This is a genomic window from Streptomyces sp. NPDC037100 (assembly GCF_055606225.1).
This window is the reverse complement of the sequence record NZ_JBVJSX010000002.1, coordinates 1,017,822-1,042,459: the sequence shown is the minus strand read 5'-3', so window position 1 is coordinate 1,042,459 and position 24,638 is coordinate 1,017,822. Positions and strand designations below refer to the sequence as shown.

The 24,638-nt window shown below is 72.0% G+C and carries 20 protein-coding genes and 1 pseudogene; 12 read left to right on the top strand and 9 right to left on the bottom strand.

From position 1 onward, the window contains the following. Nucleotides 1–66: 66 nt before the first annotated feature. The 3 genes from ACZ7EG_RS09995 to ACZ7EG_RS09985 all read right to left on the bottom strand — a co-directional run bounded on the left by ACZ7EG_RS09995 (nt 67) and on the right by ACZ7EG_RS09985 (nt 3,590). A complete protein-coding gene (locus ACZ7EG_RS09995; RefSeq protein WP_471074790.1) occupies nt 67–1,317 on the bottom strand; it encodes a DUF5667 domain-containing protein in 1,251 nt (416 codons plus the stop codon). 235 nt (nt 1,318–1,552) lie between these two features. Further along, a complete protein-coding gene (locus tag ACZ7EG_RS09990; RefSeq protein ID WP_471074787.1) occupies nt 1,553–2,323 on the bottom strand; it encodes an ECF subfamily RNA polymerase sigma factor, BldN family in 771 nt (256 codons plus the stop codon). 349 nt (nt 2,324–2,672) lie between these two features. Beyond that, nucleotides 2,673–3,590 carry an HAD family hydrolase gene (locus tag ACZ7EG_RS09985; protein WP_471074784.1) on the bottom strand — a complete coding sequence of 306 codons (918 nt, stop codon included), beginning with the start codon at nt 3,588–3,590 and terminating at the stop codon, nt 2,673–2,675. 163 nt (nt 3,591–3,753) lie between these two features. Between ACZ7EG_RS09985 and ACZ7EG_RS09980 the strand changes: the two genes are divergently transcribed. The 5 genes from ACZ7EG_RS09980 (at nt 3,754) to ACZ7EG_RS09960 (ending at nt 9,532) form a co-directional block, all read left to right on the top strand. Beyond that, a complete protein-coding gene (locus tag ACZ7EG_RS09980) occupies nt 3,754–4,032 on the top strand; it encodes a glutaredoxin family protein (RefSeq protein ID WP_471074914.1) in 279 nt (92 codons plus the stop codon). Nucleotides 4,033–4,345: 313 nt separating this feature from the next. Then, nucleotides 4,346–5,110 carry a redox-sensing transcriptional repressor Rex gene (locus ACZ7EG_RS09975; protein WP_471074781.1) on the top strand — a complete coding sequence of 255 codons (765 nt, stop codon included), beginning with the start codon at nt 4,346–4,348 and terminating at the stop codon, nt 5,108–5,110. Then, nucleotides 5,107–6,873, top strand: coding sequence for a glutamyl-tRNA reductase (locus ACZ7EG_RS09970; protein WP_471074778.1), 1,767 nt, complete (start codon nt 5,107–5,109; stop codon nt 6,871–6,873). Before ACZ7EG_RS09975 ends, ACZ7EG_RS09970 begins: the two co-directional genes overlap by 4 nt. After that, a complete protein-coding gene (gene hemC / locus ACZ7EG_RS09965) occupies nt 6,870–7,829 on the top strand; it encodes a hydroxymethylbilane synthase (RefSeq protein WP_471074775.1) in 960 nt (319 codons plus the stop codon). The genes ACZ7EG_RS09970 and hemC overlap by 4 nt, the downstream gene beginning before the upstream one ends. After that, nucleotides 7,826–9,532, top strand: coding sequence for a bifunctional uroporphyrinogen-III C-methyltransferase/uroporphyrinogen-III synthase (locus ACZ7EG_RS09960; RefSeq protein WP_471074772.1), 1,707 nt, complete (start codon nt 7,826–7,828; stop codon nt 9,530–9,532). The genes hemC and ACZ7EG_RS09960 overlap by 4 nt, the downstream gene beginning before the upstream one ends. A 57-nt stretch (nt 9,533–9,589) precedes the next feature. Here the strand turns inward: ACZ7EG_RS09960 and ACZ7EG_RS09955 are convergent, their stop codons facing one another. Next, nucleotides 9,590–10,978 carry an FAD-binding oxidoreductase gene (locus ACZ7EG_RS09955; protein WP_471074769.1) on the bottom strand — a complete coding sequence of 463 codons (1,389 nt, stop codon included), beginning with the start codon at nt 10,976–10,978 and terminating at the stop codon, nt 9,590–9,592. Between the two features lie 190 nt (nt 10,979–11,168). Here ACZ7EG_RS09955 and hemB point away from each other — a divergent pair, with 190 nt between their 5' ends. Further along, complete coding sequence (hemB, locus tag ACZ7EG_RS09950; protein ID WP_471074766.1) at nt 11,169–12,167, top strand: porphobilinogen synthase; 999 nt, start codon at nt 11,169–11,171, stop codon at nt 12,165–12,167. 180 nt (nt 12,168–12,347) lie between these two features. Here hemB and ACZ7EG_RS09945 read toward each other — a convergent pair whose 3' ends face one another. Continuing rightward, nucleotides 12,348–13,076: a DUF4232 domain-containing protein gene (locus tag ACZ7EG_RS09945; RefSeq protein ID WP_471074763.1), complete on the bottom strand. Its 729-nt coding sequence runs from the start codon at nt 13,074–13,076 to the stop codon at nt 12,348–12,350. Between the two features lie 228 nt (nt 13,077–13,304). On the opposite strand from ACZ7EG_RS09945, the gene ACZ7EG_RS09940 reads away from it, so the two are divergent. Continuing rightward, the gene (locus ACZ7EG_RS09940; RefSeq protein WP_471074760.1) at nt 13,305–14,849 is read left to right on the top strand and encodes a helix-turn-helix domain-containing protein; all 1,545 of its coding nucleotides are present in this window, start codon (nt 13,305–13,307) and stop codon (nt 14,847–14,849) included. A gap of 15 nt (nt 14,850–14,864) precedes the next feature. Here the strand turns inward: ACZ7EG_RS09940 and ACZ7EG_RS09935 are convergent, their stop codons facing one another. Beyond that, complete coding sequence (locus ACZ7EG_RS09935; protein ID WP_471074757.1) at nt 14,865–15,221, bottom strand: hypothetical protein; 357 nt, start codon at nt 15,219–15,221, stop codon at nt 14,865–14,867. Nucleotides 15,222–15,307: 86 nt separating this feature from the next. Between ACZ7EG_RS09935 and ACZ7EG_RS09930 the strand changes: the two genes are divergently transcribed. Both ACZ7EG_RS09930 and ACZ7EG_RS09925 read left to right on the top strand, forming a co-directional pair. Further along, complete coding sequence (locus tag ACZ7EG_RS09930; protein WP_471074754.1) at nt 15,308–16,210, top strand: SAM-dependent methyltransferase; 903 nt, start codon at nt 15,308–15,310, stop codon at nt 16,208–16,210. 127 nt (nt 16,211–16,337) lie between these two features. Beyond that, complete coding sequence (locus ACZ7EG_RS09925; RefSeq protein ID WP_471074751.1) at nt 16,338–17,570, top strand: aminotransferase-like domain-containing protein; 1,233 nt, start codon at nt 16,338–16,340, stop codon at nt 17,568–17,570. Here the strand turns inward: ACZ7EG_RS09925 and ACZ7EG_RS09920 are convergent. Further along, nucleotides 17,536–18,321 (bottom strand): DUF4253 domain-containing protein, encoded by a 786-nt coding sequence (locus ACZ7EG_RS09920; RefSeq protein WP_471074748.1) that lies wholly within the window; start codon nt 18,319–18,321, stop codon nt 17,536–17,538. The two genes, ACZ7EG_RS09925 and ACZ7EG_RS09920, sit on opposite strands and share 35 nt — an antisense overlap. 96 nt (nt 18,322–18,417) lie before the next feature. Here ACZ7EG_RS09920 and ACZ7EG_RS09915 point away from each other — a divergent pair, with 96 nt between their 5' ends. Together ACZ7EG_RS09915 and ACZ7EG_RS09910 are read left to right on the top strand one after the other, a co-directional pair. Beyond that, nucleotides 18,418–18,918, top strand: coding sequence for a DinB family protein (locus ACZ7EG_RS09915; RefSeq protein WP_471074745.1), 501 nt, complete (start codon nt 18,418–18,420; stop codon nt 18,916–18,918). Nucleotides 18,919–19,291: 373 nt separating this feature from the next. Continuing rightward, a pseudogene (locus ACZ7EG_RS09910) lies at nt 19,292–19,438 on the top strand (IS481 family transposase); the annotation flags it as partial. A 106-nt stretch (nt 19,439–19,544) separates the two neighbouring features. On the opposite strand, the gene argS reads toward ACZ7EG_RS09910, so the two are convergent. Next, a complete protein-coding gene (gene argS, locus ACZ7EG_RS09905; protein WP_471074742.1) occupies nt 19,545–21,308 on the bottom strand; it encodes an arginine--tRNA ligase in 1,764 nt (587 codons plus the stop codon). Nucleotides 21,309–21,457: 149 nt separating this feature from the next. On the opposite strand from argS, the gene lysS reads away from it, so the two are divergent. After that, entirely contained in the window at nt 21,458–23,206 is a 1,749-nt protein-coding gene (gene lysS / locus ACZ7EG_RS09900) for a lysine--tRNA ligase (RefSeq protein WP_471074739.1), read from the top strand. Nucleotides 23,207–23,274: 68 nt separating this feature from the next. Here the strand turns inward: lysS and ACZ7EG_RS09895 are convergent, their stop codons facing one another. Then, complete coding sequence (locus tag ACZ7EG_RS09895) at nt 23,275–24,627, bottom strand: DUF2637 domain-containing protein (protein WP_471074736.1); 1,353 nt, start codon at nt 24,625–24,627, stop codon at nt 23,275–23,277. Between the last annotated feature and the right edge of the window lie 11 nt (nt 24,628–24,638).

Below are 24,638 nucleotides of genomic sequence, written 5' to 3'. Positions count from 1 at the left end.
CGCTGTCCGCGTACGACGACGGGGGCGCCCCCTGCCGAAGGGGCGCCCCCGCTGTCATGGCGTCGCCTAGCCCGCGTCCTCGCCGTCGATGCCCAGGCCGGGCAGCAGACCGGGCAGGAGGGGCGGGAGCGTCACATCCGGCTCGGGGACGGGTGTGTTGCCCTCCGTCGACGGGGAGGTGCTGGTCTCGCTGTCCTTCGGCGGGTCGAGCAGGCCGCCGGTGTTGCCGCCGAGCAGGCCGTCGCTGTCGTCACCGGAGCCGGCCGAGCGGCTGGGGCTGCCACCGCCGCTGCCGGTGCTGTGCTCGTCGCTGTGCCTGCCGCCGCTGTCGCTGGGACGGGTCGAGCGGCCCGTGCCCGAGGAGCCGCTGGGAGCCGACTCGGAGGCACCCCGCCGCTTGCCGTCGCCGCCGCCGGTGGCCGGGGGCTCGGGCAGCAGGGAGCGCAGCGGGGCGACGTCCTCCTCTATGGCGTCGAAGACGGACGACACCTCCCGGCTGACGTCCCCGAGCTGGACGGGCAGTCGATCGCGCAGTTCGCCCCAGGCCTCACGGTGGGAGCGGGAGAACGCGGACAGGGCCTGGATGGGGCCGAGTGAGTCCGGATCGCGCTCGTACGCCTCGCTCAGTAGCCGGTGGCCCTCCGACGCGTCGTGCCGCATGCCGGACAGGGCGCGGCGGATCTCGCCGAGGGACTCGTGGTCCAGGGGGCCGCTGCGGCCTCGCTCCATCAGGCGGCGGGCTTCGCTGAGCCGGGTGGAGGCGTGGTCGAGATAGACGCGGCCGCGTTCGTCCGCCCCGTCGGCGAGGCCGAGCTTGACGTCCTCGATGCCGCGCTTGAGGCCGTAGAGCGAGTCGCCGGGAAGGGCGTCCGAGCTGGCGGCGGAGACCCCGCCGAAGGCGCTCGCGGCGACTCCGACGCTGAGTCCGCCCGCGGTGAGGCCCTTGGCGAGCCGGGAACGCGGCCGGAACTTCTTCAGTGAATCCGCGCGGTGCGCCCCGCGGGACCGGGACCGCTGTTCGGGGACCGCGCTGTCCGTCGCCCCGCCGCCCGCGGTGCCCTCCTGGAGCATGGCCTCGAAGGCGGCCACCAGCTGGGCCCGCTGGACGACCTTGACCTCCGGGTCGAGCTCCGGCTTGGGCAACGCGCCGAGCCCCGAGGCGAGCGCCAGATGGCGGGCCTGTTCGCTCGTTTCCGCGGTGGCCGGGGCCGGTGCCGATCCTTCGGGCTGCTCGGCCGCCGGGCCCTGCTCGGACTGCTCCTCCAGGGCCTGGGCGAAGGCGTTCGCCCGCCGGTGTGCCGATACGTTCGCGATCACTGGCGGCACCTCCTCTCGTCATGACGGTCGACTCCCCAGGGGGTCCTGAGGGTTGCACACCCTGACCGCGACCACACGATCGAGTGACCGAGCCGGTCAGGGGGTGACCACAGGGAGCCTGCATTCCGCACAACGAGCGGTGTGGCACTTGGGTTACGGACTCCGGCTGATCGGATGCCGAAGCCAACGGACTTTCACGTTGCGTGAGTTGGGTGTCGCGGAGTGTGCCGGCCGGTCAGCGGGCGTCGTCCGGGAGCAGCCGGGCGAGGGTGCGGACGGCCCGGTACTGGAGGGTCTTGATGGCGCCCTCGTTCTTGCCCATCACCCGGGCGGTCTCGGCCACGGAGAGGCCTTGGAGGAAGCGGAGCGTCACGCACTCCTGCTGCTGGGGGTTGAGCCGCCGTACGGCGTCGAGCAGGGCGGCGTTGGAGAGGGACTCCAGGACGGAGTCCTCGGGGGAGCGCTCGACCTCGTTGGCGTCGAGCATCTCGCCGGTGGTGACCTCCAGACGGAACCGGCTGGACTTGAAGTGGTCCGCGACGAGGTTGCGGGCGATGGTCACGAGCCAGGCGCCGAAGTCGCGGCCCTGCCAGGTGAAGGTGCCGATGCGGCGCAGGGCACGCAGAAAGGTCTCGCTGGTGAGGTCCTCGGCGGTCGCCTTTCCTCCGACCCGGTAGTAGATGTACCGGTAGACGGTGTCGCTGTACTGGTCGTAGAGGCGGCCGAAGGCGTCGGACTCGCCGGCCTGGGCGCGCTCCACGAGGTCCATCATCCGGGCGCTGTCGCTGTCCGCGGCAGGCCGGCGTGCGGTGGCCGCGCCGGAGGGGCGCCCTCGTCTGCCGACCGCGGCGCTGCCGTCGGCCAGTGCGTAGCAAGGGCCTACGGGCGCGGCGGTGGCGAATGCGGGGACGGCGTACGCGGTGGGGACGAAGCCGCTCAACAGGTCTTGGACCGTTGCGCGCAGCGTAGCCAGGCCCGAGGCGTCAACCCCGACGTGTGGGTACACGGGACTCCCAGAGGCAGAGCTTCCATCACGTGCAGTGCGGGACCTTTCACCCGTCGTAGCGACGGAGGGGTACCGGTTTGCGTCTGAGGAGAATAACGCTTCGTGCAGGCGCTGCTACACCGAGTTGCTCAAATCATCGGTTACGTCGCTTCCGTAACCGATTGACGCCGAATCAAGTTCCGGACCCTGACCGGTTGTTGATCGGAAAGCTTCGGATTGCGGCTGGGTGCAGGGCGTGTTGTGGCCGTGTGCAGCCAAGAGGACTGGAGAGGAGGTTGTGGGGGTACGCCAGTTGGATTTACGGCGATTGTCAGGCCGCAAACATCCGTGTCCCGGTTTGATCGGGTGGTCAGCGGCGCCGGCGGTGCAGGGCAATGGCGGCCGCCGTGCCGCCCGCGACCGCGCCGACGCCCGCCGCGGCCGGGATGCCGACCTTGGCCGCCTTGCGGCCCGTGCGGTAGTCGCGCAGGCGCCAGTCCAGCTGCCGGGCGTGCTTGCGCAGCTTGCTGTCCGGGTTGATGGCGTAGGGGTGGCCGACCAGGGAGAGCATCGGGATGTCGTTGTGCGAGTCGCTGTAGGCGGCGCAACGGCCGAGATCCAGGCCCTCGGCGGCGGCCAGGGCGCGGACGGCCTCGGCCTTCGCGGGGCCGTGCAGCGGTTCGCCGACGAGTTTGCCGGTGTAGACGCCGTCGACGGACTCGGCGACCGTGCCGAGTGCGCCGGTCAGGCCGAGGCGGCGGGCGATGACCGTGGCGATCTCGACGGGGGCGGCCGTCACCAGCCACACCTTCTGGCCGGCGTCCAGGTGGGCCTGGGCGAGGGCGCGGGTGCCGGGCCAGATGCGCTCGGCCATGTACTCGTCGTAGATCTCCTCGCCGATCGACTGCAGTTCGGCGACGCGGTGGCCCTGGACGATCGACAGGGCCGAGTCGCGGGCCTCCTGCATGTGCTCGGGGTCCTCGACCCCGGCGAGGCGGAACCACGCCTGCTGCCAGGCGAACTTCGCGAGGTCGCGCGTCTCGAAGAACTTCCGCTTGTACAGGCCCCGCCCGAAGTGGAAGAGGGCCGCGCCCTGCATGACGGTGTTGTCCAGGTCGAAGAAGGCGGCGGCCTGGTCGTCGCCGTGCACCGGGAACTGCGGTTCCTCGGTCGTGCCGGCGACTTCCTGTGTGGACTTGCGGGCTGCCTCCGCCGAGGCCTCGCCTGCCAAAACGCTCCGCGCCGTGGCGGAGCGCCTACGGGGAGTGAGCCATCCGAGAGCGGCCATGGCGTGAGCATAGCCAGTCTGTTCGGGGGTTCCGGAGTCGGAAGGTTGGGGGCGTGTGAACTCTCGGCAAGCATGTCGTCAAAAGACGGCGTGGGTGACGGACGCGCTCGGCGTGTCCGCCGGGGCTTTCGCGGGGGTTCCGCTCGACCGCGGGCGCGCGACAATGGCCGGCATGAGTTCCCTCTTCCGACGCAGGCCCTCCGGTGACCGGCTCGTCACCCTGATCCGCAAGCCCGGCTGTCATCTGTGTGATGACGCACAGGTCGTTGTGGAGAAGGTGTGCGGTGATCTGGGAGTCCCCTGGGAGCAGAAGGACATCACCGAGGATCAGGAACTGCACGACCAGTACTGGGAGCAGATCCCGGTCGTGCTGGTGGACGGCAGGCAGCACACGTTCTGGCGCGTGAACGAGGGCCGCCTGCGCAAGGCGCTGACCGACTGATCCCGCCCGGTGAGCGACTGACCGACCAGTCCAAAGTGGTCGCCAGGTCGCTTAGGATCGATGGCGGCTTGGTCTCGGGGGCGGGATTCACTGAGGAGAGTGTGCGGTTTTGCCCCCGGAAGACAAGGAACGGTGGCGCCCAGGCGCCGGTTCCCTGCGCGTGCGCCGGGGGCGCGTGACCCCGGTCACGTTGGCCGGGCAAATCGGACACCATCTTTGTGCACGCGTTCACAAAGACATAGCCTGCATTCGACGGGGCGGTCATGTAGGGACGTATGACCGCCTACAGCCCCGCTCTACCCGCAGGAGCACCGTGGCAACTGGCCGAACTCACCGACCGGCGACCCGCAGCCGAGGGATTCCCGAGGCCACCGTCGCCCGGCTTCCGCTGTACCTCCGCGCTCTGACCGCGTTGTCGGAGCGCTCGGTGCCCACGGTCTCCTCCGAGGAGCTCGCGGCCGCCGCGGGGGTCAACTCCGCGAAGCTGCGCAAGGACTTCTCCTACCTCGGCTCCTACGGGACCAGGGGTGTCGGCTACGACGTCGAGTATCTCGTGTACCAGATCTCCCGCGAACTGGGGCTCACCCAGGACTGGCCGGTCGTGATCGTCGGTATCGGCAACCTCGGCGCCGCCCTCGCCAACTACGGCGGTTTCGCCTCCCGTGGTTTCCGGGTCGCCGCGCTGATCGACGCCGACCCGGCCATGGCCGGCAAGCCCGTCGCCGGGATCCCGGTGCAGCACTCCGACGACCTGGAGAAGATCATCCAGGACAACGGCGTGTCGATCGGTGTCATCGCCACCCCCGCGGGTGCGGCCCAGGCGGTCTGCGACCGGCTCGTGGCCGCCGGCGTCACCTCCATCCTGAACTTCGCGCCGACCGTGCTGTCCGTCCCCGAGGGCGTCGACGTGCGCAAGGTCGACCTCTCCATCGAGCTGCAGATCCTCGCCTTCCACGAGCAGCGCAAGGCCGGGGAGGAGGCCGCCTCCGACGGCGGCGTCCCCACCACCGCCGCCGCCCGCACCGACTCCGCCGACCAGGGACCCGACGGGGACATGCCCGCCGTGATGCCGGCATGAGCCTCCTCGTCGTCGGACTCAGCCACCGCAGCGCCCCGGTCAGCGTGCTGGAGCGGGCCGCGCTGACCGCGGACGCGCAGGTCAAGCTGCTCCAGGACACGGTCGCCGCCGAGCCGGCCTCCGAGGCCGCGGTGCTCGCCACCTGCAACCGCATCGAGCTCTACGCCGACGTGGACAAGTTCCACGCCGGTGTCGCCGAGCTGTCCACGCTGCTCGCCCAGCACAGCGGGGTGGGCCTCGAGGAGCTCACTCCCTACCTCTACGTGCACTACGAGGACCGGGCCGTCCACCACCTGTTCTCGGTGGCCTGCGGGCTGGACTCGATGGTCGTCGGCGAGGGGCAGATCCTCGGCCAGATCAAGGACTCCCTGGCCCGGGCGCAGGAGCTGCACTCCGCCGGCCGTCTCCTGAACGACCTGTTCCAGCAGGCCCTCAGGGTCGGCAAGCGCGCCCACTCCGAGACCGGCATCGACCGCGCCGGCCAGTCCCTGGTCACCTTCGGTCTGGAGCAGCTGGCCCGGGGCGGAGACGTACAGCAGTGGGCGCGGGGCAAGAAGGCCCTGGTCATCGGGGCCGGGTCGATGTCCTCCCTGGCCGCGGCCACGCTCGCGCGGGCCGGGGTCGCCGAGATCGTCGTCGCCAACCGCACCTTCGACCGGGCCGAGCGCCTCGCCCAGATCCTCATGGAGGGCGACGACACGGACGTGGCGGCCCGCGCGGTACCGATGGAGTCGGTGCCGGCCGAGCTGACACGTGCCGACGTCACCGTCTCCTGTACCGGTGCGACGGGCCTGGTCCTGACGGCCGAGTCGGTCGCCGAAGCGATCGAGGGCCGCAACCCCGCACCGCGGACCGCGCCCGGCGAGGACGGACCGGGGGCGCCGGGCGGCGCGTCCGGCCCCGCGGCCGCAGCGCAGCGCGGTGGCGCGTCGGGCGCCGGCCTCGGCGGCGAGGACGGCTGCCCGCTGGACCTGTCCGCCGTGCAGGGCACCGCGGGATTCTCCGTGCTGGGCGAGGCCGCCGTGGCCGGGATGGCCGCCGCCGACCTCGAACAGCACGCGGCGTGGGTGGACAACGGCACGGCGGGCGGCGACCGGCGTGCGGGCGGCCCCGCCCGGCCCGCAGCGGCCGCCACGCTCGACCCCGCCGCGGACACCGACGCCATCGCCGCGCTCGCCGCGACCGCCGCCACCGTCGGCCGGATCCCCGAGCGGCGCCGGCCCGAGCCGGTCGAGGAGCCGCAGCGGCCCGAGCCCGTGCTCTTCCTGCTGGACCTCGCGATGCCGCGCGACATCGACGCGGCCGTGCACCGGCTGGCCGGGGTACGGCTGGTGGACATCGAATCGCTGGCGGAGGCCTCCGCGGGCGCTCCGATGGCTGCCGATGTGGACCAGGTCCGGCGTATCGTCTCCGACGAGGTCGCGGCCTTCGGGGCAGCACTGCGGGCCGCGCACATCACGCCGACCGTGGTCGCCCTGCGCACCATGGCCGCCGACGTCGTGGCCGGCGAGATCGCCCGGCTGGACGGGCGGCTGCCCGGTCTCGACGACAAGCACCGAGCGGAGATCACCCAGACCGTGCGGCGCGTGGTCGACAAACTGCTCCACGCGCCGACCGTGCGGGTCAAGCAACTCGCGGCCGAACCCGGCGGCGCCGGGTACGCGGACGCGCTGCGGACCCTGTTCGACCTCGACCCCGAGACGGTGGCCGCCGTCTCCCGGGCCGAGGAAAGCACCACCCAGAGAGACCGAGGGCCGGCATGAAGGACAAGACGCTGAGGCTCGGCACCCGGCGCAGCAGGCTCGCCATGGCCCAGTCCGGGCAGGTGGCGGAAGCCGTGAGCCGGGTGACCGGGCGGCCCGTCGAGCTCGTCGAGATCACCACGTACGGCGATGTCTCGCGTGAGCAGCTCGCCCAGATCGGCGGCACCGGCGTGTTCGTGACCGCCCTGCGCGACGCGCTGCTCAAGGGCGAGGTCGACTTCGCGGTGCACTCGCTGAAGGACCTGCCGACCACGCAGCCCGACGAACTGGTCGTGGCCGCCGTGCCGGTGCGCGAGGACCCGCGGGACGTGATCGTCGCCCGGGACGACCTGAAGTTCACCGACCTGCCCTCCGGGGCCCGCGTCGGTACGGGTTCGCCGCGCCGCATGGCGCAGCTCAACGCGTATGCCCGCAGCCACGGCCTGGACATAGCGACGGTCCCGATCCGCGGCAACGTCGACACCCGCATCGGGTTCGTGCGCAGCGGGGAGCTCGACGCCGTCGTGCTGGCCGCCGCCGGACTGAACCGGATCGGCCGTGGCGACGAAGCGACCGACTTCCTGTCGGTCGACACGGTTTTGCCCGCCCCCGGCCAGGGGGCCCTGGCGATCGAGTGTGCCGCGCGTGACGCGGACCTCATCGCCGCGCTCGGCGAGCTCGACGACCCGTTCACGCGGGTCGCCGTGACGGCCGAGCGGTCACTGCTCGCCGCCCTGGAGGCCGGCTGCAGCGCCCCTGTGGGCGCGCTGGCCGACCTTCTGGCCGACGGGCAGATTGTCAAGGAAATGCGCCTGCGCGCCGTCGTCGGGACCACCGACGGCACGCGCATGGTGCAGCTGTCCACCACCGGTCCCGTGCCCGAGACGCACGACGGGGCAATGGCGCTCGGTCGCGAACTCGCGGCCGAGATGCTCGCCCAGGGCGCGGCCGGTCTGATGGGGGAGCGAGCACATTGAGCCCCACCACCCTTTCCGCCGGTCCTGAACACGGGCACGTCACCTTCCTGGGTGCCGGACCCGGAGATCCGGGACTGCTTACTCTGCGCGCCGTGGAGGCGCTGGCGAGCGCGGACGTCCTCGTCGCCGAGCACGAGGTGCTCGACGTCGTACGTCAGCACGCCAGGCAGGGCGTCTCCGAGGTGCACACGGACCCGGGTCCTTCCCAGGATCCGGCTCCGGGCACAGGAGCGCCCCAGCTGACGGTAGTTGACGGCACGTCAACCACCGCCGCTGTCCCCGCGGTGCGGGATGCCGCACATCTTGTCATGGAGGCCGCGCGGGGCGGCAGGCGGGTCGTGCGTGCGGTGTCCGGGGACCCGGGCCTTGACACGTACGCCGCCGAGGAGATGCTGGCGTGCGCCGCCGCCGGGGTGCCCTTCGAGGTCGTCCCCGGTATCGCGAGCGCCGTTGGTGTGCCCGCGTACGCCGGTGTGCCGCTGCGGGACGCGCAGGGCGCGGACGTGCGGTTCGTGGACGCGCGGACGGCGTCGGACCGGTGCTGGACGGAGGTCGGGGCGTCGGACGGCACGGTCGTCGTCTCCACGACGCTGGACTCCGTCGCGGCGGCCGCCGGCGAGCTCGTCTCCGCCGGGCGCAAGCCGGACACCCCGATGACGGTCACCGTCGCGGGTACGACCACCCGGCAGCGCACCTGGACCGCCACGCTCGGCACGATCGCGCAGACGCTGAAGCAGGCCAAGGTGTTGCCCTCGCCGGAGGGCGGCCGGCCGGTGATAGCCGTGGTCGGTGAGCGTTCCGCCGCCGCCCAGCGCGACCAGCTCGCGTGGTTCGAGTCCAAGCCGCTGTTCGGCTGGAAGGTGCTCGTGCCGCGTACGAAGGAGCAGGCGGCGTCGCTCTCCGACCAACTGCGGTCGTACGGGGCCGTGCCGCACGAGGTGCCGACGATCGCCGTCGAGCCGCCGCGCACGCCCCAGCAGATGGAGCGCGCGGTCAAGGGGCTCGTGACGGGCCGCTACGAGTGGATCGCCTTCACCTCGGTGAACGCGGTCAAGGCCGTGCGGGAGAAGTTCGAGGAGTACGGGCTCGACGCGCGTGCCTTCGCGGGCATCAAGGTCGCGGCCGTGGGCGAGCAGACGGCGAACGCGCTGATCGCGTTCGGTGTGAAGCCGGACCTGGTGCCCAGCGGCGAGCAGTCGGCCGCCGGTCTGCTGGAGGACTGGCCGCCCTACGACCCGGTCTTCGACCCGATCGACAGAGTGTTCCTGCCGCGTGCCGACATCGCCACGGAGACGCTGGTGGCCGGGCTGATCGAGCTCGGCTGGGAGGTCGACGACGTCACGGCCTACCGGACCGTGCGCGCCTCGCCGCCGCCGGCGGAGACCCGTGAGGCGATCAAGGGCGGCGGGTTCGACGCCGTGCTGTTCACGTCGTCCTCCACCGTGCGGAACCTGGTCGGCATCGCCGGCAAGCCGCACAACGTCACGGTGATCGCCTGTATCGGCCCGGCCACGGCGAAGACCGCCGAGGAGCACGGGCTGAGGGTGGACGTCATGGCTCCCGAGCCGTCCGTCCACAAGCTGGCGGAAGCCCTGGCCGACTTCGGCGCGAAGCGCCGGGTGGCGGCCGTGGAGGCCGGGGACCCGGTCACGCGGCCGAGCGAGCGGCGGCCGGGGGCTCGGCGGCGGCGGTCGACGACCTGAGCGGTGCCGGCTGCGCCACTGCTACTGCTGCGGCTACGGCCACTGCTACTGCTGCGGCTACGCGGGTGTCACCGCGTGGCCGTAGCGCAGCAGGTTGTCCGGGTCGTAGACGGCCTTGTCGTGGCGTAGGCGTTCGTAGACCTCCGGGGTCCAGGCGCGGGCGCGGTCCTGGTCGTCGCCGGGGGTGCCGTGGATGTTGACCATGGTGCGGCCCGTGCCGTACGGGGCCATGGCCGTGTAGAGGCTGCGCGTGGCCCGTTCGACGGCCTCGGCCACGGGTGGGGCGGGCATGATCCCGACCGACTCCATGAAGTAGCGGGCGTCGCGGGCGCAGACGGCGTCCTCCACGGCGGACGGGCGGGACAGTGCGCCGCCCATGTGCCGCAGTGAGGCGACCAGCAGCGGGTGGTCGGCGCCGGCCGCGGGGCCGACCTGCTCCAGGAACGTGTCGACGGCCTCGGGAGGCAGGTCGCTCAGGAGCATGCAGCACTCCCGTGCCGGGAGCGGGTCCTGCGGTTCCATGTGGATGCGGTCCATGTCCGCGCAGTCCATCTCCTCCATCAGGTCGACGGCCACGGGGGCGGCTTCCCGCAGTGGTGCGACCAGGGCCTCGCCCTCGGCCGTGTCGCCCGGCCAGGCGATCGCGACCCGGGCCCAGAAGCCGCCGCGCAGGGGCTCGGGGATCTGCGGGATCGGCGGCAGGCGCAGGACGGAGAACATGCTGCACATCGCGTCGGGGACGGTGAGGGTCCAGTCCTTCCAGGTGCCCAGCAGGGCCTTCGTGTGCTCGGCGTGGCAGTACAGGCCGCCGCCGTAGAGCCGTGGCAGGGGCAGCAGTTCGGTCACCAGCGAGGTGACGATGCCTACGTTGCCCTTGCCGCCGCGCAGTGCCCAGAACAGTTCCGGTTCGTGCTGGAAGTCCGCCTCGCGCAGGTGCCCGTCCGGGGTGACGACCTGGAAGGAGCGGACCAGGTCGGCGGCGTAGCCGTAGGCCCTGCCGAGGACCGGGAGTCCGCCGCCGAGGGCGTAGCCGACGACGCCCGCGTCCGTGGAGGTGCCGCACAGGCCCGCCAGGCCGTGGGGGGCGGCCGCGGCCATGACGTGGCTCCACTTGGCGCCCGCCGCGACGGTGGCGGTGCGGGTGGCGGGGTCCACGTCCACGTCCGTCATACGGGCCGTGTTGATGAGCAGGCCCTGCTCGATCGGGAAGTTGGCGCCGTGGCCGGTGGCCTGGACGGCCACGGGGGTGTGGGTGGCGTTCGCCCAGCGCATGGCGGTGACGACGTCGTCCGGGCCCGTCGCTCCCACGGCCACGTCCGGGGTGTGCAGGGCGGCCAGGTTGAAGCCGGTGACCTCGTCGGCGTAGGCGGGTTCGCCGGGGCGCAGGACGGGACCGTTGATCTCCGAGAGGGCGAAGAGGTCGGGCGTGTGGTGGGGGGCGGTCATCGCGTCCTCCGTGGGGCGGGTACGGAGGGACGGCGGCGGCCGGGGGTGGGCCGTCGGGGTCCGTGTCCTTGCTGTTTCAGGATGGACCTGGGGGCTGTCGGGCGCATCGCGGGAGGTGGTACGCGTGCGCGCGGCGGGGCCGACAGGACGTCGGCATCGGGGCGTTTGGGGCGGGCGTAGCGTAGAGGGCATGACGACGTACGGATCTTTCCCCGGTACTCGGCCGCGGCGGTTGCGGACCAACCCCGTGATGCGTCGGATGGTCGCCGAGACCCGACTGCACCCCGCCGATCTCATTCTCCCCGCCTTCGTGCGGGAGGGCGTCGACGAGCCCGTGCCGATCACGGCCATGCCGGGGGTCGTGCAGCACACCCGGGACAGTCTGAAGAAGGCCGCCGCGGAGGCGGTCGCGGCGGGGATCTCCGGGATCATGCTGTTCGGCGTGCCGGAGGAGTCGAAGAAGGACGCGCTCGGGACGCCCGGGACCGACCCGGACGGGATCCTCCAGGTCGCGCTGCGGGACGTGCGGGCCGAGGTGGGGGACGACCTGCTCGTCATGTCCGACCTGTGCCTCGACGAGACCACCGACCACGGGCACTGCGGCGTGCTCGACGAGCAGGGGCGGGTCGACAACGACGCCACCCTGGAGCGGTACGCCGAGATGGCCCAGGTGCAGGCCGACGCCGGAGCCCATGTCGTCGGGCCCAGCGGGATGATGGACGGGCAGGTCGGGGTCATCCGCGACGCCCTCGACCAGATCGGGCGGGAGGACGTCGCCATCCTCGCCTACACCGCCAAGTACGCCTCCGCCTTCTACGGGCCCTTCCGGGAGGCCGTCGGCTCGTCCCTGCAAGGGGATCGGAAGACGTACCAGCAGGACCCCGCGAACGTCCGGGAGTCGCTGCGCGAGGTCGCCCTGGACCTGGAGGAGGGCGCCGACATGGTGATGGTCAAGCCTGCCGGGCCCTACCTGGACATCCTCGCCCGGGTCGCGGACGCCGTGGACGTGCCGGTCGCCGCCTACCAGATCTCCGGCGAGTACTCGATGATCGAGGCCGCCGCCGAGAAGGGCTGGATCGACCGGGACCGGGCGATCCTGGAGACCCTGACCGGCATCCGGCGGGCCGGTGCGCGCAGCATCCTCACCTACTGGGCCACCGAAGTGGCCCAGAAGCTCAAGGAACAGTAGGGCTCGGGAGTCAGCCGGTCCCAGGGGTCAGTAGGTCTCGGGCGTCAGTCGGTCCCGGGCGTCAGTCGGTTCCAGGGGTCAGTTGGTCCCGGGCGTCAGCCGGTTCCAGGGGTCAGTCGGTCCCGGGCGTCAGCCGGTTCCGAGGGTCATTTGGTCCCGGATGTCAGTCGGTCCCGGGCGTCAGTAGGACAGCGCGTCGTCCATCTCGCGCAGCCAGTAGGTGACCGTCAGCGTGCTGTCGTAGTACACGCCCTTGGCCGGCAGGGCCGGGACCGCCGAGGGGCCGCCGTCGCTGTTCGGCGTGCGGCCCTGGAAGCCGACCGTGAGCTTGTGGCCGGTGGTGCCCCACTCGCCGCTGCCGTCGGCCGCCGACAGCGAGACGCCCGCGTAGCCGGACTCGCCGGGGGCCAGGGTCACCACCGCCTGCGGCTGGGAGTCCTCGATCGGCTGCGGCGCCCACTGCATCTCGTCGAAGCGCAGCATCGGGTAGTAGGTGAGGTCGCACGGCTTCGAGCCGGTGTTCTTCACCGTGAGCAGCATGTGGTTGACGGGGCGGCGGATCGGCCGGGCAGTGACGGTGGTGTTGGAGCCGTTGCAGGAGACACGGGTCGCGGTGGTGCCCTTCGCGCCCTTCGCGTCCTTCGTGCCCTTCCGGCCGGCCTGTGCGGCTTGTGCGGCCTGTGTGTCCGTCGCCTGTGTGTCCCTCGTGCCGCCGGTGTCCGCGGTGTCCGCGGTGCCGTCGTCGTCCTGCCCGCTGTTCCCGCCCTGGGCCGGCTGCGTCGCCGTGACGGTCGCCGAGGCCGGCTCGGGGTGGGCGGCTCCCTCGTCCTTCGTGCCCGTGCCGTCCTGGCATGCCGTCAGGGTGAGGGCGGCCAGGAGGGCGACGGGGAGGGCGCGGTACTTGCGCATGCTTGCGTTTCCTTTCGGACAAAGGCTGTGGGTAAGCAGGCCCGGGTGGGTCGCGCGGCCGGTGGGCCGGGAGCGGCGTGCTTGGATGACCAGAGCTTGTGCGGGGATCCGTCCCGGCCGCCAGACCAGGCGGGAGATCAGGGACGTTGGAACGCCCGCGCATGCTCTGACCAGGGAGAACAGTCATTCCCTGGAACGGGGGAACGGGACACGGGGCATGGAGGAGCAGTGTCGGAAGGCACGACTGCGGCGGAATTCGCCGCGTTGTTGGGGGAATTGAAGGAGCGCTCGGGGCTGAGCTACGGGGTGCTCGCCAAGCGGCTCCACATGAGTACGTCGACGCTGCACAGGTACTGCAACGGGGATGCCGTGCCGACCGATTACGCACCGGTGGAGCGGCTCGCCCGGCTGTGCAAGGCGTCGCCCACGGAGCTTGTCGAGTTGCACCGACGGTGGGTGCTGGCGGATGCCGGGCGGGCGCGCAAGGGGAGCGGCGGTACAGGGAGCGCTGGTACGGGGAGCGGCGGTACAGGGAGCGCTGGCACGGGGAACGGCGGTGCAGGGAGAGGCGCTGGGGAGGTGACCTCTGCTGCGGGTGCCGACGTCCTGGCGCCGGGCGCGGCCGGGGCCGCGAACGCCGACGTACCCGCGCCGGAGGTGTCCCCGGACGGCGGCGCACCCGCGCCGGAGGTGTCCGCGAACGCCGACGTACCCGCGCCGGAGGTGTCCCCGGACGGCGGCGCACCCGCGCCGGAGGTGTCCCCGGACGGCGGCGCACCCGCGCCGGAGGTGTCCCCGGACCCCGGCGCGCCCGCGCCGGAACAGCCCGCGGGCCGGCGCCGCCGCCGTGCCGTCCTCGCCGGTGTCGCGGCAGTCGTGGCCCTCGGTGGGGTCGGTCTCGCCGTGGCCGTTCCCTCGGGCGGGGCCGACGACGAGGGGCGGCGTGGAGCGGCGGTGGCCTCCGGTGGTGCCGGAGCGCCGGAGAGGGAGGGCCGGGCGGCCTCCGTGTCGCCCTCGGCACCTTCGCCCTCCAAGAGCAGCGAGGACAAGACCCTGGGCAAGGACAGGGAGAAGGAGGAGAAGGCCAGTGCCTCGGCGCCTCCCGCCTCGGCCTCGGCCACCAGCGGTGCCCGCCGCCCGGGCCGTGACACCGCCCCCGCCGCCGCTCCCCTCACGGTGACCACGGAGCCGCACGCCTGGGAGAGCCCCTGCTCCCAGCGCTATCTGGTGAATCTGCCGCCGGGGCAGGTCGAGCCGCCACCGTCGGAGCCGGGCGCGCCCGGCTGGGTGGCGGCGATGGGGGCCGTGCCGTCGGGGGAGCAGTTCCTGAAGCTGACCGTGCAGGGGAGGGGCGAGGAGACCGTGGTCGTCAAGGCGCTGACGGTCCGGATGGCCGGCAAGCGTGCGCCGCTCGCGTGGAACGACTACGCCATGGGGTATCCGGGCGTCGGCTGCGGCGGCGGCGTGCCGACCAGGTTCTTCACGGTCGCCCTCGACGCCGCGCGCCCCGGGGTCGTGCCGGACGCGGGGCACGCGAACTTCCCCTTCAAGGTCAGTGAGAGCGACCCCGAGATGTACTACATCCGGGCCGACGCCTCCGCGTACGACGTCAGTTGGTACCTGGAGCTGACCTGGTCCAGCGGGGGCCGGACGGGCACGCTGACCGTGGACGACCACGGCCGGCCCTTCCGTACGAGCGGCAACAACGGGCGTCCGGCCTACGAGTTCCCGCTGGGCGGCGAGAAGTGGGTCGAGGAGGGGACCACGCAGTAGCCGCGCGGGGGCGGCTCAGCGGAACTCGTGGACCAGCTCGATCTTTCCGACGATGTGGGCGTTGAACTCGTCGAGTTCCTCGGCCGGGACCCACAGCTCCAGGATGGTGCGGCCCCCGGCCTGCTGGACCGGGTAGCGGGTCAGGAACTCGGTGTCGACCTCGAAGCGGGTGACGAAGCCGGCGCCGTCGTGCTTGACGTTCCAGTCGCGGGCGATCTTGATGGCGTAGTCCTCGTCGAGGACCGGGTAGAAGATCGGCTGCTCGGGGAGCCGGGGCGGCCAGGCGCGCCAGTCGAGGCCCCGGACCAGGTCCAGCTCCTTGGGGCCGGTGGGGCGCCACAGGGTCGTCGTCGCTCGGATGTCGTTCTGCACGGGCACCATCACATCAGTTGAACCGTTGGGTTGTTGACCGTCGTAGTGGTTGTTGATTGAACTACACACTCTTCAGGGAGCCGTCCATGTCCGGTGACGCCCTCAGCCAGGATCCCGCCGAGCTGCAGAGGAGGATCGACAGCAGCAAGGCGCACCCGGCCCGGGTCTACGACGTCTTCCTCGGCGGCAAGGACCACTACCCCGCCGACCGGGACGCGGCGGCCGCCGCGCTGGCCGCCAACCCGCGCGGGTACCTCGACGTCCGGCACAACCGCGACTTCCTCCGGCGCGCGGTGACCACGCTCGTGGAGCAGGACGGCATCCGGCAGTTCCTCGACATCGGGACCGGGTTGCCCACCGCCGAGAACGTGCACCAGATCGCGCAGCGCATCACACCCGGGTCGCGGGTCGTGTACGTCGACAACGACCCCGTGGTGCTCGCGCACGCACGCGCCCTGCTGACCAGCGGCCCCGAGGGGCGTACGGACTACATCGACGCCGACCTCCGGGACCCGGCCCGCATCCTCGAACAGGCCTCCAAGACCCTGGACTTCGACCAGCCGGTCGCGCTCTGCCTGGTGGCGATCCTGCACTTCGTCGCCGACGAGGAGGCCTATCCGCTGGTGAGCGGGCTGCTCGACGAACTGCCCGTCGGCAGCCGGCTGGTGCTGAGCCACCTCACCGAGGACCTCAACCCCGAGAACATCCGCGCGGTCCAACGGACCTACACCGAACGCGGTTTCACCTTCGTGCTGCGCTCCCGGGCCGACGTCGAGCGGTTCTTCACCGAGAACCAGCTGGAGATCGCCGACCCGGGAGTCGTCCCCGCGCACCGCTGGCGGCCCGATCACGCCGCTCCGGTCCCCGAGCAGCCGGAGCAGTCCTTCCTCGCCGGGCTGGAGGAGATCGAGAAGGTGCGGTACCGCGACATCAACGACGTCACGGACGCGGACATCAACGTGTACGCGGCGATCGGCGCGAAGGGGTGAGCCGCGGGTTCCGGGCGCCGCGTCCGTGCGCGCCCGGCGTCCGGATCCCGGAAACCTGCTTGTAGGTGGCACGTATTTCCCTAGGCTGCGGGGCACCAGGCGTCACCGCAGCCGAAGGAGCCGTGTCATGACCGTCGCCGAGCCCCTGCCCACCCACTCTCCCGTGCCGCCCCTGGCCGCGCGGGCTCGGGCCATCGGCGGCTCTCCGGTACGGGACATCCTCGCCGTCACCGCCCGCCCCGAGGTGATCAACTTCGCCGGCGGGCTCCCGGCGCCCGAGCTGTTCGACGCCCGGGGCATCGCCGCCGCGTACGAGGCCGTCCTCGCCGAGGAGCCCGCGCGGGCGCTGCAGTACTCCACCACCGAGGGCGAACCCGCACTGCGGGACGCGCTCGCCGCCCGCACCACCGCGCGCGGTCTGCCGACCGGCCCCGACGACCTGCTCGTCACCACCGGATCCCAGCAGGCCCTCTCGCTCCTGGCCACCGCGCTCCTCGAACCCGGGGACACCGTCCTCGTCGAGAACCCCTGCTATCTGGCGGCACTTCAGGCCTTCGGCTTCGCCGGGGCGCGGATCGTGGCCGTGCCCGGCGACGAACACGGCGTCGACCCCGGGGCACTGGAGGAACTCGTCGTGCGGGAGCGGCCCAAGCTGCTCTACACCGTGCCGACCTTCCAGAACCCCACAGGCCGGACCCTGCCCGCCGAACGCCGCGCCGCCGTGGCCGCCGTCGCCGCCCGGCGCGGCCTGTGGATCATCGAGGACGACCCCTACGGCGAGCTGCGCTACGACGGTGAGCGCGTGCCGTGGATCGCCGCCCACCCGGGCGCCGAGGACCGGACCGTGCTGCTCGGCAGCTTCTCCAAGGTCATGGCGCCCGGGCTGCGGCTGGGCTGGCTGCGGGCGCCCGGGGAGCCGAGGCGCGCCTGTGCCGTCGCCAAACAGGCCGCCGACCTGCACACCCCGACCGTCAACCAGCTCGCCGCGGCCCGCTACCTCGCCGACAACGACCTCGACGCCCATGTCGCCCGCGTCGCCGGCGTGTACCGCGAACGCCGCGACGCGATGCTCTCCGGGCTCGCCGGGGCACTGCCCGAGGGGTCAACCTGGAACCGGCCCGAGGGCGGCATGTTCCTCTGGGCGCGCCTGCCGGAGCCGTACGACACGACGGCCCTGCTGCCGCAGGTGGTCCGGCAGAACGTGGCCTACGTCCCCGGCGCGCCCTTCTACGCCGGCACGCCCGACCGGACGACCCTGCGGCTGTGCTTCGTGACGCAGACGCCCGAGGAGATCGGGGAGGGGCTGCGCCGGCTGGGGGAGGGGCTCAGTCCCACCAGAAGTGCCACGTCCGCTGGTTGAGGACCTGGTGATCGGCGTAGGCCCGCAGGGTCGGGTCCGTGCCCTGGTGGATGTTGTCGGGGCAGAACGCGAAGTGCTCGGCGGCGACGGCTTGTGCGGCGGCCGGGGTGGTGGGCGGGCTCGCCACGGACACCAGCACGTGATCGAAGCCCAGGGCTACGACGCGTATGCCGAAGCGGTCCTCCCACGAGCGGAGCACCGCGCTGAGCCGGGCCGTGTCGCCCTCGTGGTTCGCCGGGCCCGTCCAGCCGATCGCCGTCGGGAGGTCCGCGCTGCGCCGGGCCGGGACCAGGGCGAGGCGGGGCTCCTTGAACGGGCCGCCGTCGCCGAGCAGGGTGCCCGCGACGTCGGCGGCCAGGGCGTCCGGGTCCCGGCCCTGGTCGAGCGGCCCGGCCGGTCCGGGCCATGCCTCGTCCTGTGCGGCGTGCTCCTCCCAGTACCCGGCGAGCACCTCCTCCGCGTCGTGGTCCCCCGGGTAGGACACCTCGCCGGGCGTCAACTCCCAGCGGTCCGGCCCGCCATGGCCGTCGCCAGTCTCCAGCACGAGGGGCAGCAGTCCCGCCCGGCGGGCCGGCTCCAGTGCCGCCCAGCCGCCCGGAAGGGCCCGCCCGTCCGCGCACCACAGCAGCGGCTCGTGCCAGGGGCCCTCGTCGGTGGTGTCGAGGAGCGTCCCGGCGGGGAGCCGAAGGCCGAGCGAGCCGCCGCTCGGGTCTGCCGCCAGCGTCGGCAGGGGGTTGGGAAGAGTCGCCATGGTGGTGACTGTAGAGCCGGCCACTGACATCCCGGCCTGCCCCGTGCCCGTCATAGCGGACAGGAGCTGACCTATTGGCGCCCTACCGTTCGGGGCATGACCACTTCCTCGGAGAAGACGGACCTGCTGACGGCGTTCGCGGAGCAGCGCGCCCTGCTGCTGCTCACCGTGCGGGGACTCACCGACGCGCAGGCGGCGGAGCGTACGACCGTGAGCGAGTTGACCCTCGGCGGCATCGTGAAGCACCTGGCCCAGGGAGAGCAGACGTGGACGCAGCTGATGACCAAGGCCGACGGCGAACTGCCCGACGGCATGCTGGACATGGCGCAGTACCGGATGGCCGAGGGCGACACGCTGGCCGCGCTGCTGGAGCGCTACGAGTCGGCCGCGCGGGCCACCGATGAGGCAGTGGCCGCGCTGCCGGACCTGGACGTGAGCGTGCCGCTGCCGCGAACGCCCTGGTCCCCGCCGGACCCCGGGCACTGGTCCGTGCGCCGGATCCTGCTGCATCTGCTCAGGGAGACCGCCCAGCACGCCGGGCACGCGGACATCATCCGGGAGGCCCTGGACGGCGCGAACACCACGGCCCGGCGCTGACCCGGGGCGGCATCGGACCCGGGCGTCGAAGCGCTCACGGCCCCGGCTGTCGCGGGACATTGGGTCGTCGCCGCGCTCGCGAACGCAGGGTTCCTTGCCGTCGCTCTGACGGCTGCCGCCACGCTGGTCTCACCCGACAAGAAGGGACGTGCGCCGGCCGAAAGCCGGGGACCTCGGGCCGCTCTGGGCAAGCGGACTCCTCGTCGCGGTCGCGCCGCTCATCGCGCTCCCCCTCCTCACCGCCATCACTGCAGGCCGGAGCACCGAGGTGTTCCGGTGACACATGCGAACGTCCCCTTGAACATCGAGGGACGCCGAAGCCTCGCGGAGCGCTGCCGACCCCGTCCGATCACGCACGTCGCCGCCGAGGCCGGTGTACGCCGGACAGTGGACCTCTGAAGCATTACGAGCTCGGGCGATCACGGTCTGGAACGTCCACTCCAACCACCACCGGCCTCACACCGCCGCCGGAAACCGTCCTCCGGCCTCACGCCTCCGCGCGAGCGTCACCAACCTCATGTGGCCGGCCACGCCTGGCCCGTCGGTGCTGAGGTTGTTCCGTAACGCCCGAGGGCGGCACTCCACAGGGGAGTGCCGCCCTCGGGGCCGTCGGCCGGAGCCCGGGCTCAGAGGCGCTCGGGTGTCCGGATGCCCAGCAGCTTCATGCCCTGGTGGAGCGTGCGGGCCGTGATGTCGCAGAGGAACAGGCGGTTCTCGATCTGCTCGGGCGTCTCGGCCTTGAGGACCGGGCACTTGTCGTAGAACGTCGTGTACAGCGACGCCAGCTGGTACAGGTACGCCGCCAGCTTGTGCGGGGCGTACTCCGTCGCCGCCTCCGCCACCGTCGCGGCGAACGAGTCCGCGTGCAGGCCGAGCGCGCGCTCCGCCTCGTGCAGCTCCAGCTCGGGGTGCGCGGCCGGGCGGACCTCGCCGGCCTTGCGCAGGATCGACTGGATACGGGCGTAGGCGTACTGCAGGTAGACGGAGGTGTCGCCGTTGAGCGAGACCATCTGGTCCAGGTCGAACTTGTAGTCGCGGTTCGCCGACGTCGACAGGTCCGCGTACTTCACCGCGCCGACGCCCACCTGGGCGCCACGCTCGGCGATCTCCTCCTCGGAGAGGTCCTGGGCCTTCTCGCGGACGACCGCCGAGGCACGGTCGATCGCCTCGTCGAGGAGGTCGACCAGCCGGACCGTCTCGCCCTCACGGGTCTTGAACGGCTTGCCGTCCTTGCCGAGGACCGTGCCGAAGGCCAGCTGGTAGGCCTTCACGTCGTCGCCCAGCCAGCCCACCCTCCGGGCCGTCTCGAAGACCATCTTGAAGTGGAGCGACTGGCGGGCGTCCACGACGTAGATGAGGCTGTCGGCCTTGAGGTTGAAGACCCGGTCGCGGATGGCCGAGAGGTCGGTCGCCGCGTAGCCGTAGCCGCCGTCCGACTTCTGCACGATCAGCGGGACCGGGTTGCCGTCCGGGCCCTTGATGTCGTCGAAGAAGACACAGAGGGCGCCCTCGGAGCGGACCGCGACACCCGACTCCTCCAGGAGGCGGCAGGTCTCGGCGAGCATGTCGTTGTAACCCGACTCGCCGACGATGTCCGCGTCGCGGATCTCCATGTCCAGCTTCTCGAAGACGGAGAAGAAGTAGATCTTCGACTCGTCGACGAACTTCTGCCACATGGCCAGCGTCTGCGGGTCGCCCGCCTGGAGGTCCACCACCCGGCGCCGGGCGCGGGTCTTGAACTCCTCGTCGGAGTCGAAGAACTTGCGGGCGGCCTTGTAGAGGCGGTCGAGGTTCGACATCGCCTCTTCGCCGGAGACCTCGTCGGCCTTGTGGTCCAGCTCGTGCGGGTGCTCCTCCAGGTACTGGATGAGCATGCCGAACTGGGTGCCCCAGTCGCCGATGTGGTGGCGCCGGACCACGGACTCGCCGGTGAACTCCAGCAGCCGCGTCACCGCGTCGCCGATCACCGCGGAGCGCAGGTGGCCGACGTGCATCTCCTTGGCCACGTTCGGCTGGGCGTAGTCGATCACCGTGGTGCCCGGCTGCTGCGCCTGCGGCACGCCGAGGCGGCCGGTGTCGTCCGCGTAGCGCGCGGCGAGGGTCTCGGTGATCGCCCGATCGGTGATCGTGACGTTCAGGAAGCCGGGGCCGGAGACCTCGACGTCCTTGATCAGCTCACCCGACTCGACCCGGGAGACGACCTGCGTGGCCAGCTCGCGCGGGTTGGCCTTCTCCTTCTTGGCGAGGGCCAGGATCCCGTTGGCCTGGAAGTCGGCCCGGTCGCTTCGTCGCAGCAGCGGGTCCGCGGAGCCGGCCTGCGGCAGAGCCGCCGACAGGGCCGCCGCGAGGCGCTGGTGGACGGAGTCGCTGAGGGACGTGACCGAGGCCATGGGCGAGGGTGCCGTTCTCCTAGGGGAAATCGATGGACCCGGCCAGTATCCCATGGGGGTAAAGCCGTTTTTCCGGGCGCGACATGGTCTGGGACAATGGTGCGGTCAGCCGTGCGACCGTACCGGCTGCCCGATGCAGAAAGAAGGACGTGCCGATCGTGGCTCAGAGCACCGAGACCACCGACTGGGTCTCCCGTTTCGCGGATGAGGTCATCGAGGAGTCGGAGCGCCGGGCCCCGGGCAAACCCGTCGTCGTCGCGTCCGGGCTCTCCCCGTCCGGCCCCATCCACCTCGGCAACCTGCGCGAGGTCATGACCCCGCACCTCGTCGCCGACGAGATCCGCCGCCGCGGCCACCAGGTGCGGCACCTGATCTCCTGGGACGACTACGACCGCTACCGCAAGGTGCCCAAGGGCATCGCCGGGGTCGACGAGGAGGCCTGGCAGGAACACATCGGCAAGCCGCTGACGTCCGTCCCGGCGCCCAAGGGCTCCTCGCACCCGAACTGGGCCGAGCACTTCAAGGCCGCGATGATCGAGTCACTGGCCGAGCTGGGCGTGGAGTTCGACGGCATCAGCCAGACCGCGCAGTACACCTCCGGCGTGTACCGCGAGCAGATCCTGCACGCGATCAAGCACCGCGGCGACATCGACGCGATCCTCGACCAGTACCGCACGAAGAAGGCCCCGGCGAAGAAGCAGCAGGGGCAGAAGCCGGTCGACGAGGCCGAGCTGGAGGCCGCCGAGGGCTCCGGCGCGGCCGGTGAGGACGACGGCAGCTCCACCGCCGCCGGGTACTTCCCGTACAAGCCGTACTGCGGCAACTGCGAGAAGGACCTCACCACCGTTACGTCCTACGACGACGACTCCACCGAGCTGACGTACGCCTGCACCGCGTGCGGCTTCTCGGAGACGGTCCGGCTGAACGAGTTCAACCGCGGCAAGCTGGTCTGGAAGGTCGACTGGCCGATGCGGTGGGCGTACGAAGGGGTCGTGTTCGAGCCCTCCGGTGTCGACCACTCCTCCCCGGGGTCGTCGTTCCAGGTCGGCGGGCAGATCGTCGGCATCTTCGGCGGGAAGCAGCCGATCGGGCCGATGTACGCCTTCGTCGGCATCTCCGGCATGGCGAAGATGTCGTCCTCGAAGGGCGGCGTGCCCACCCCGGCCGACGCCCTGCAGATCATGGAGCCTCAGCTGCTGCGCTGGCTGTACGCGCGCCGCAGGCCCAACCAGTCCTTCAAGGTCGCCTTCGACCAGGAGATCCAGCGGCTCTACGACGAGTGGGACCGCCTGGACGCCAAGGTCGCCGACGGCAGCGCCCTGCCGGCCGACGTGGCCGCGCACGCGCGTGCCGTGGGCACGGCCGCCGGTGACCTGCCCCGGACGCCCCGGCCGATGCCGTACCGGACGCTGGCGTCCGTCGCCGACATCACCGCCGGGCACGAGGACCAGGCGCTGCGCATCCTCAGCGAGCTCGACCCCGACCAGCCGCTGACCTCGCTCGACGAGGCGCGCCCGCGCTACGACAAGGCCGAGGCCTGGATCAACACGCACGTCCCCGCCGACCAGCGGACGATCGTGCGGGACGAGCCGGACGCCGAGCTGCTGAAGTCGCTCGACGAGGCCTCCCAGCAGTCGCTGCGGCTGCTGCTCGACGGGCTGGCCGACCACTGGTCGCTCGACGGGCTGACGCACCTGGTCTACGGCGTGCCGAAGGTGCAGGCCGGGTTCTCCGCCGACGCCACGCCGAAGGAGCTGCCGCCGGAGATCAAGACCGCCCAGCGGTCCTTCTTCGCGCTGCTGTACCACCTGCTGGTGGGCCGGGACACCGGGCCCCGGCTGCCCACGCTGCTGCTGGCGGTCGGGCAGGACCGGGTGCGGGCGCTGCTCGCGGCGTAGGGAACCGTCGCCGTAACGACGCAAAGGGGCCCTCGGGTGAGGGCCCCTTTTCCGCGTGCGGGTGCGGGTCAGGCGATGTGCTCGTCCGTCAGCTCCGCGTTGAGGCGGTTGGAGAATCGGTTCACCATGCGCTTGGACTCGGCCTCGTCCAGCGTGACGCCGTACGTCGTCTCGACATCGGCGATGAACCCGCGCGGGGTGGGCGCTCCGTTCCCGCTCTTTATCGACTCACGGAAGATCTGGTAGTACGCCTCCTCGTCCGGCCCCGGAGCGGGGGGTGTGCCGCCGCCGTCCCCCAGTTCGCGCGTGCGGTTCGGGCCCACCGGGATGGGGAAGCTGCCGGTGTCCTCCGGGGAGAGGACCTCCTGCGACTGGTCGAGGTGCTGCTCGGCCTGCGGGGGCTCGGCGATCCACTGGGCGTACCGGTCGGGGTCGAAGGCCGGGTCGTAGCCGCCCTGGTACTCGACCTCGCGAGGGATGTTGAACCAGGGGCTCTGGTCCGGTTCCGGTTCCGGTTCCGGTGCGGGGTCGGGCTGCTGTGCGCGGGGGGCGCTGTCGCTCTCCGGACGCTCCCCGCCGCGCGGTGCCGCCGCGCCCACCTGGGCCGCCCCGGCGGCGCGACCGGCCGCAGCGAGGGCGGCGTCCGCCGCGAGCGTTGTCGGTTCCGCCGCGAGCGTTGTCGGTTCCGCCGCGCCCAGAGCCTGCTGCGGGGCCGGCGGTATCAAGGCCGGCTCTATCCCCGCGGCCGCCAGCCCCGCCGGTGCGGTCTCCGCCAACGGCACCCCGTACTTCGCCAGCCGCAGCGGCATCAGCGACTCCACCGGCGCCTTCCTGCGCCACGCCCGCCCGAACCGCGACCGCAGCCGCGCCTGGTAGACCAGCCGCTCCTGCTCCAGCTTGATGACCTGCTCGTAGGAGCGGAGCTCCCACAGCTTCATGCGGCGCCACAGGAGGAACGTGGGCACGGGGGAGAGGAGCCAGCGGGTGAGGCGGACACCCTCCATGTGCTTGTCGGCCGTGATGTCGGCGATGCGGCCGATCGCGTGCCGGGCCGCCTCGACCGAGACGACGAACAGGATCGGGATCACCCCGTGCATGCCCACACCGAGCGGATCCGGCCACGCGGCCGCGCCGTTGAAGGCGATCGTCGCCGCCGTCAGCAGCCAGGCCGTCTGACGCAGCAGGGGGAACGGGATCCTGATCCAGGTGAGGAGCAGATCCAGGGCCAGCAGGACGCAGATGCCCGCGTCGATGCCGATCGGGAAGACGTAGGAGAAGTTCCCGAAGCCCTTCTTCAGGGCCAACTCGCGGACCGCCGCGTACGAACCGGCGAAGCCGATGCCGGCGATGATCACGGCGCCGGCCACGACCACGCCGATGAGAACGCGGTGCATCCGAGTCAGTTGCAGTGGCGCGGCCACCCGTACTCCCC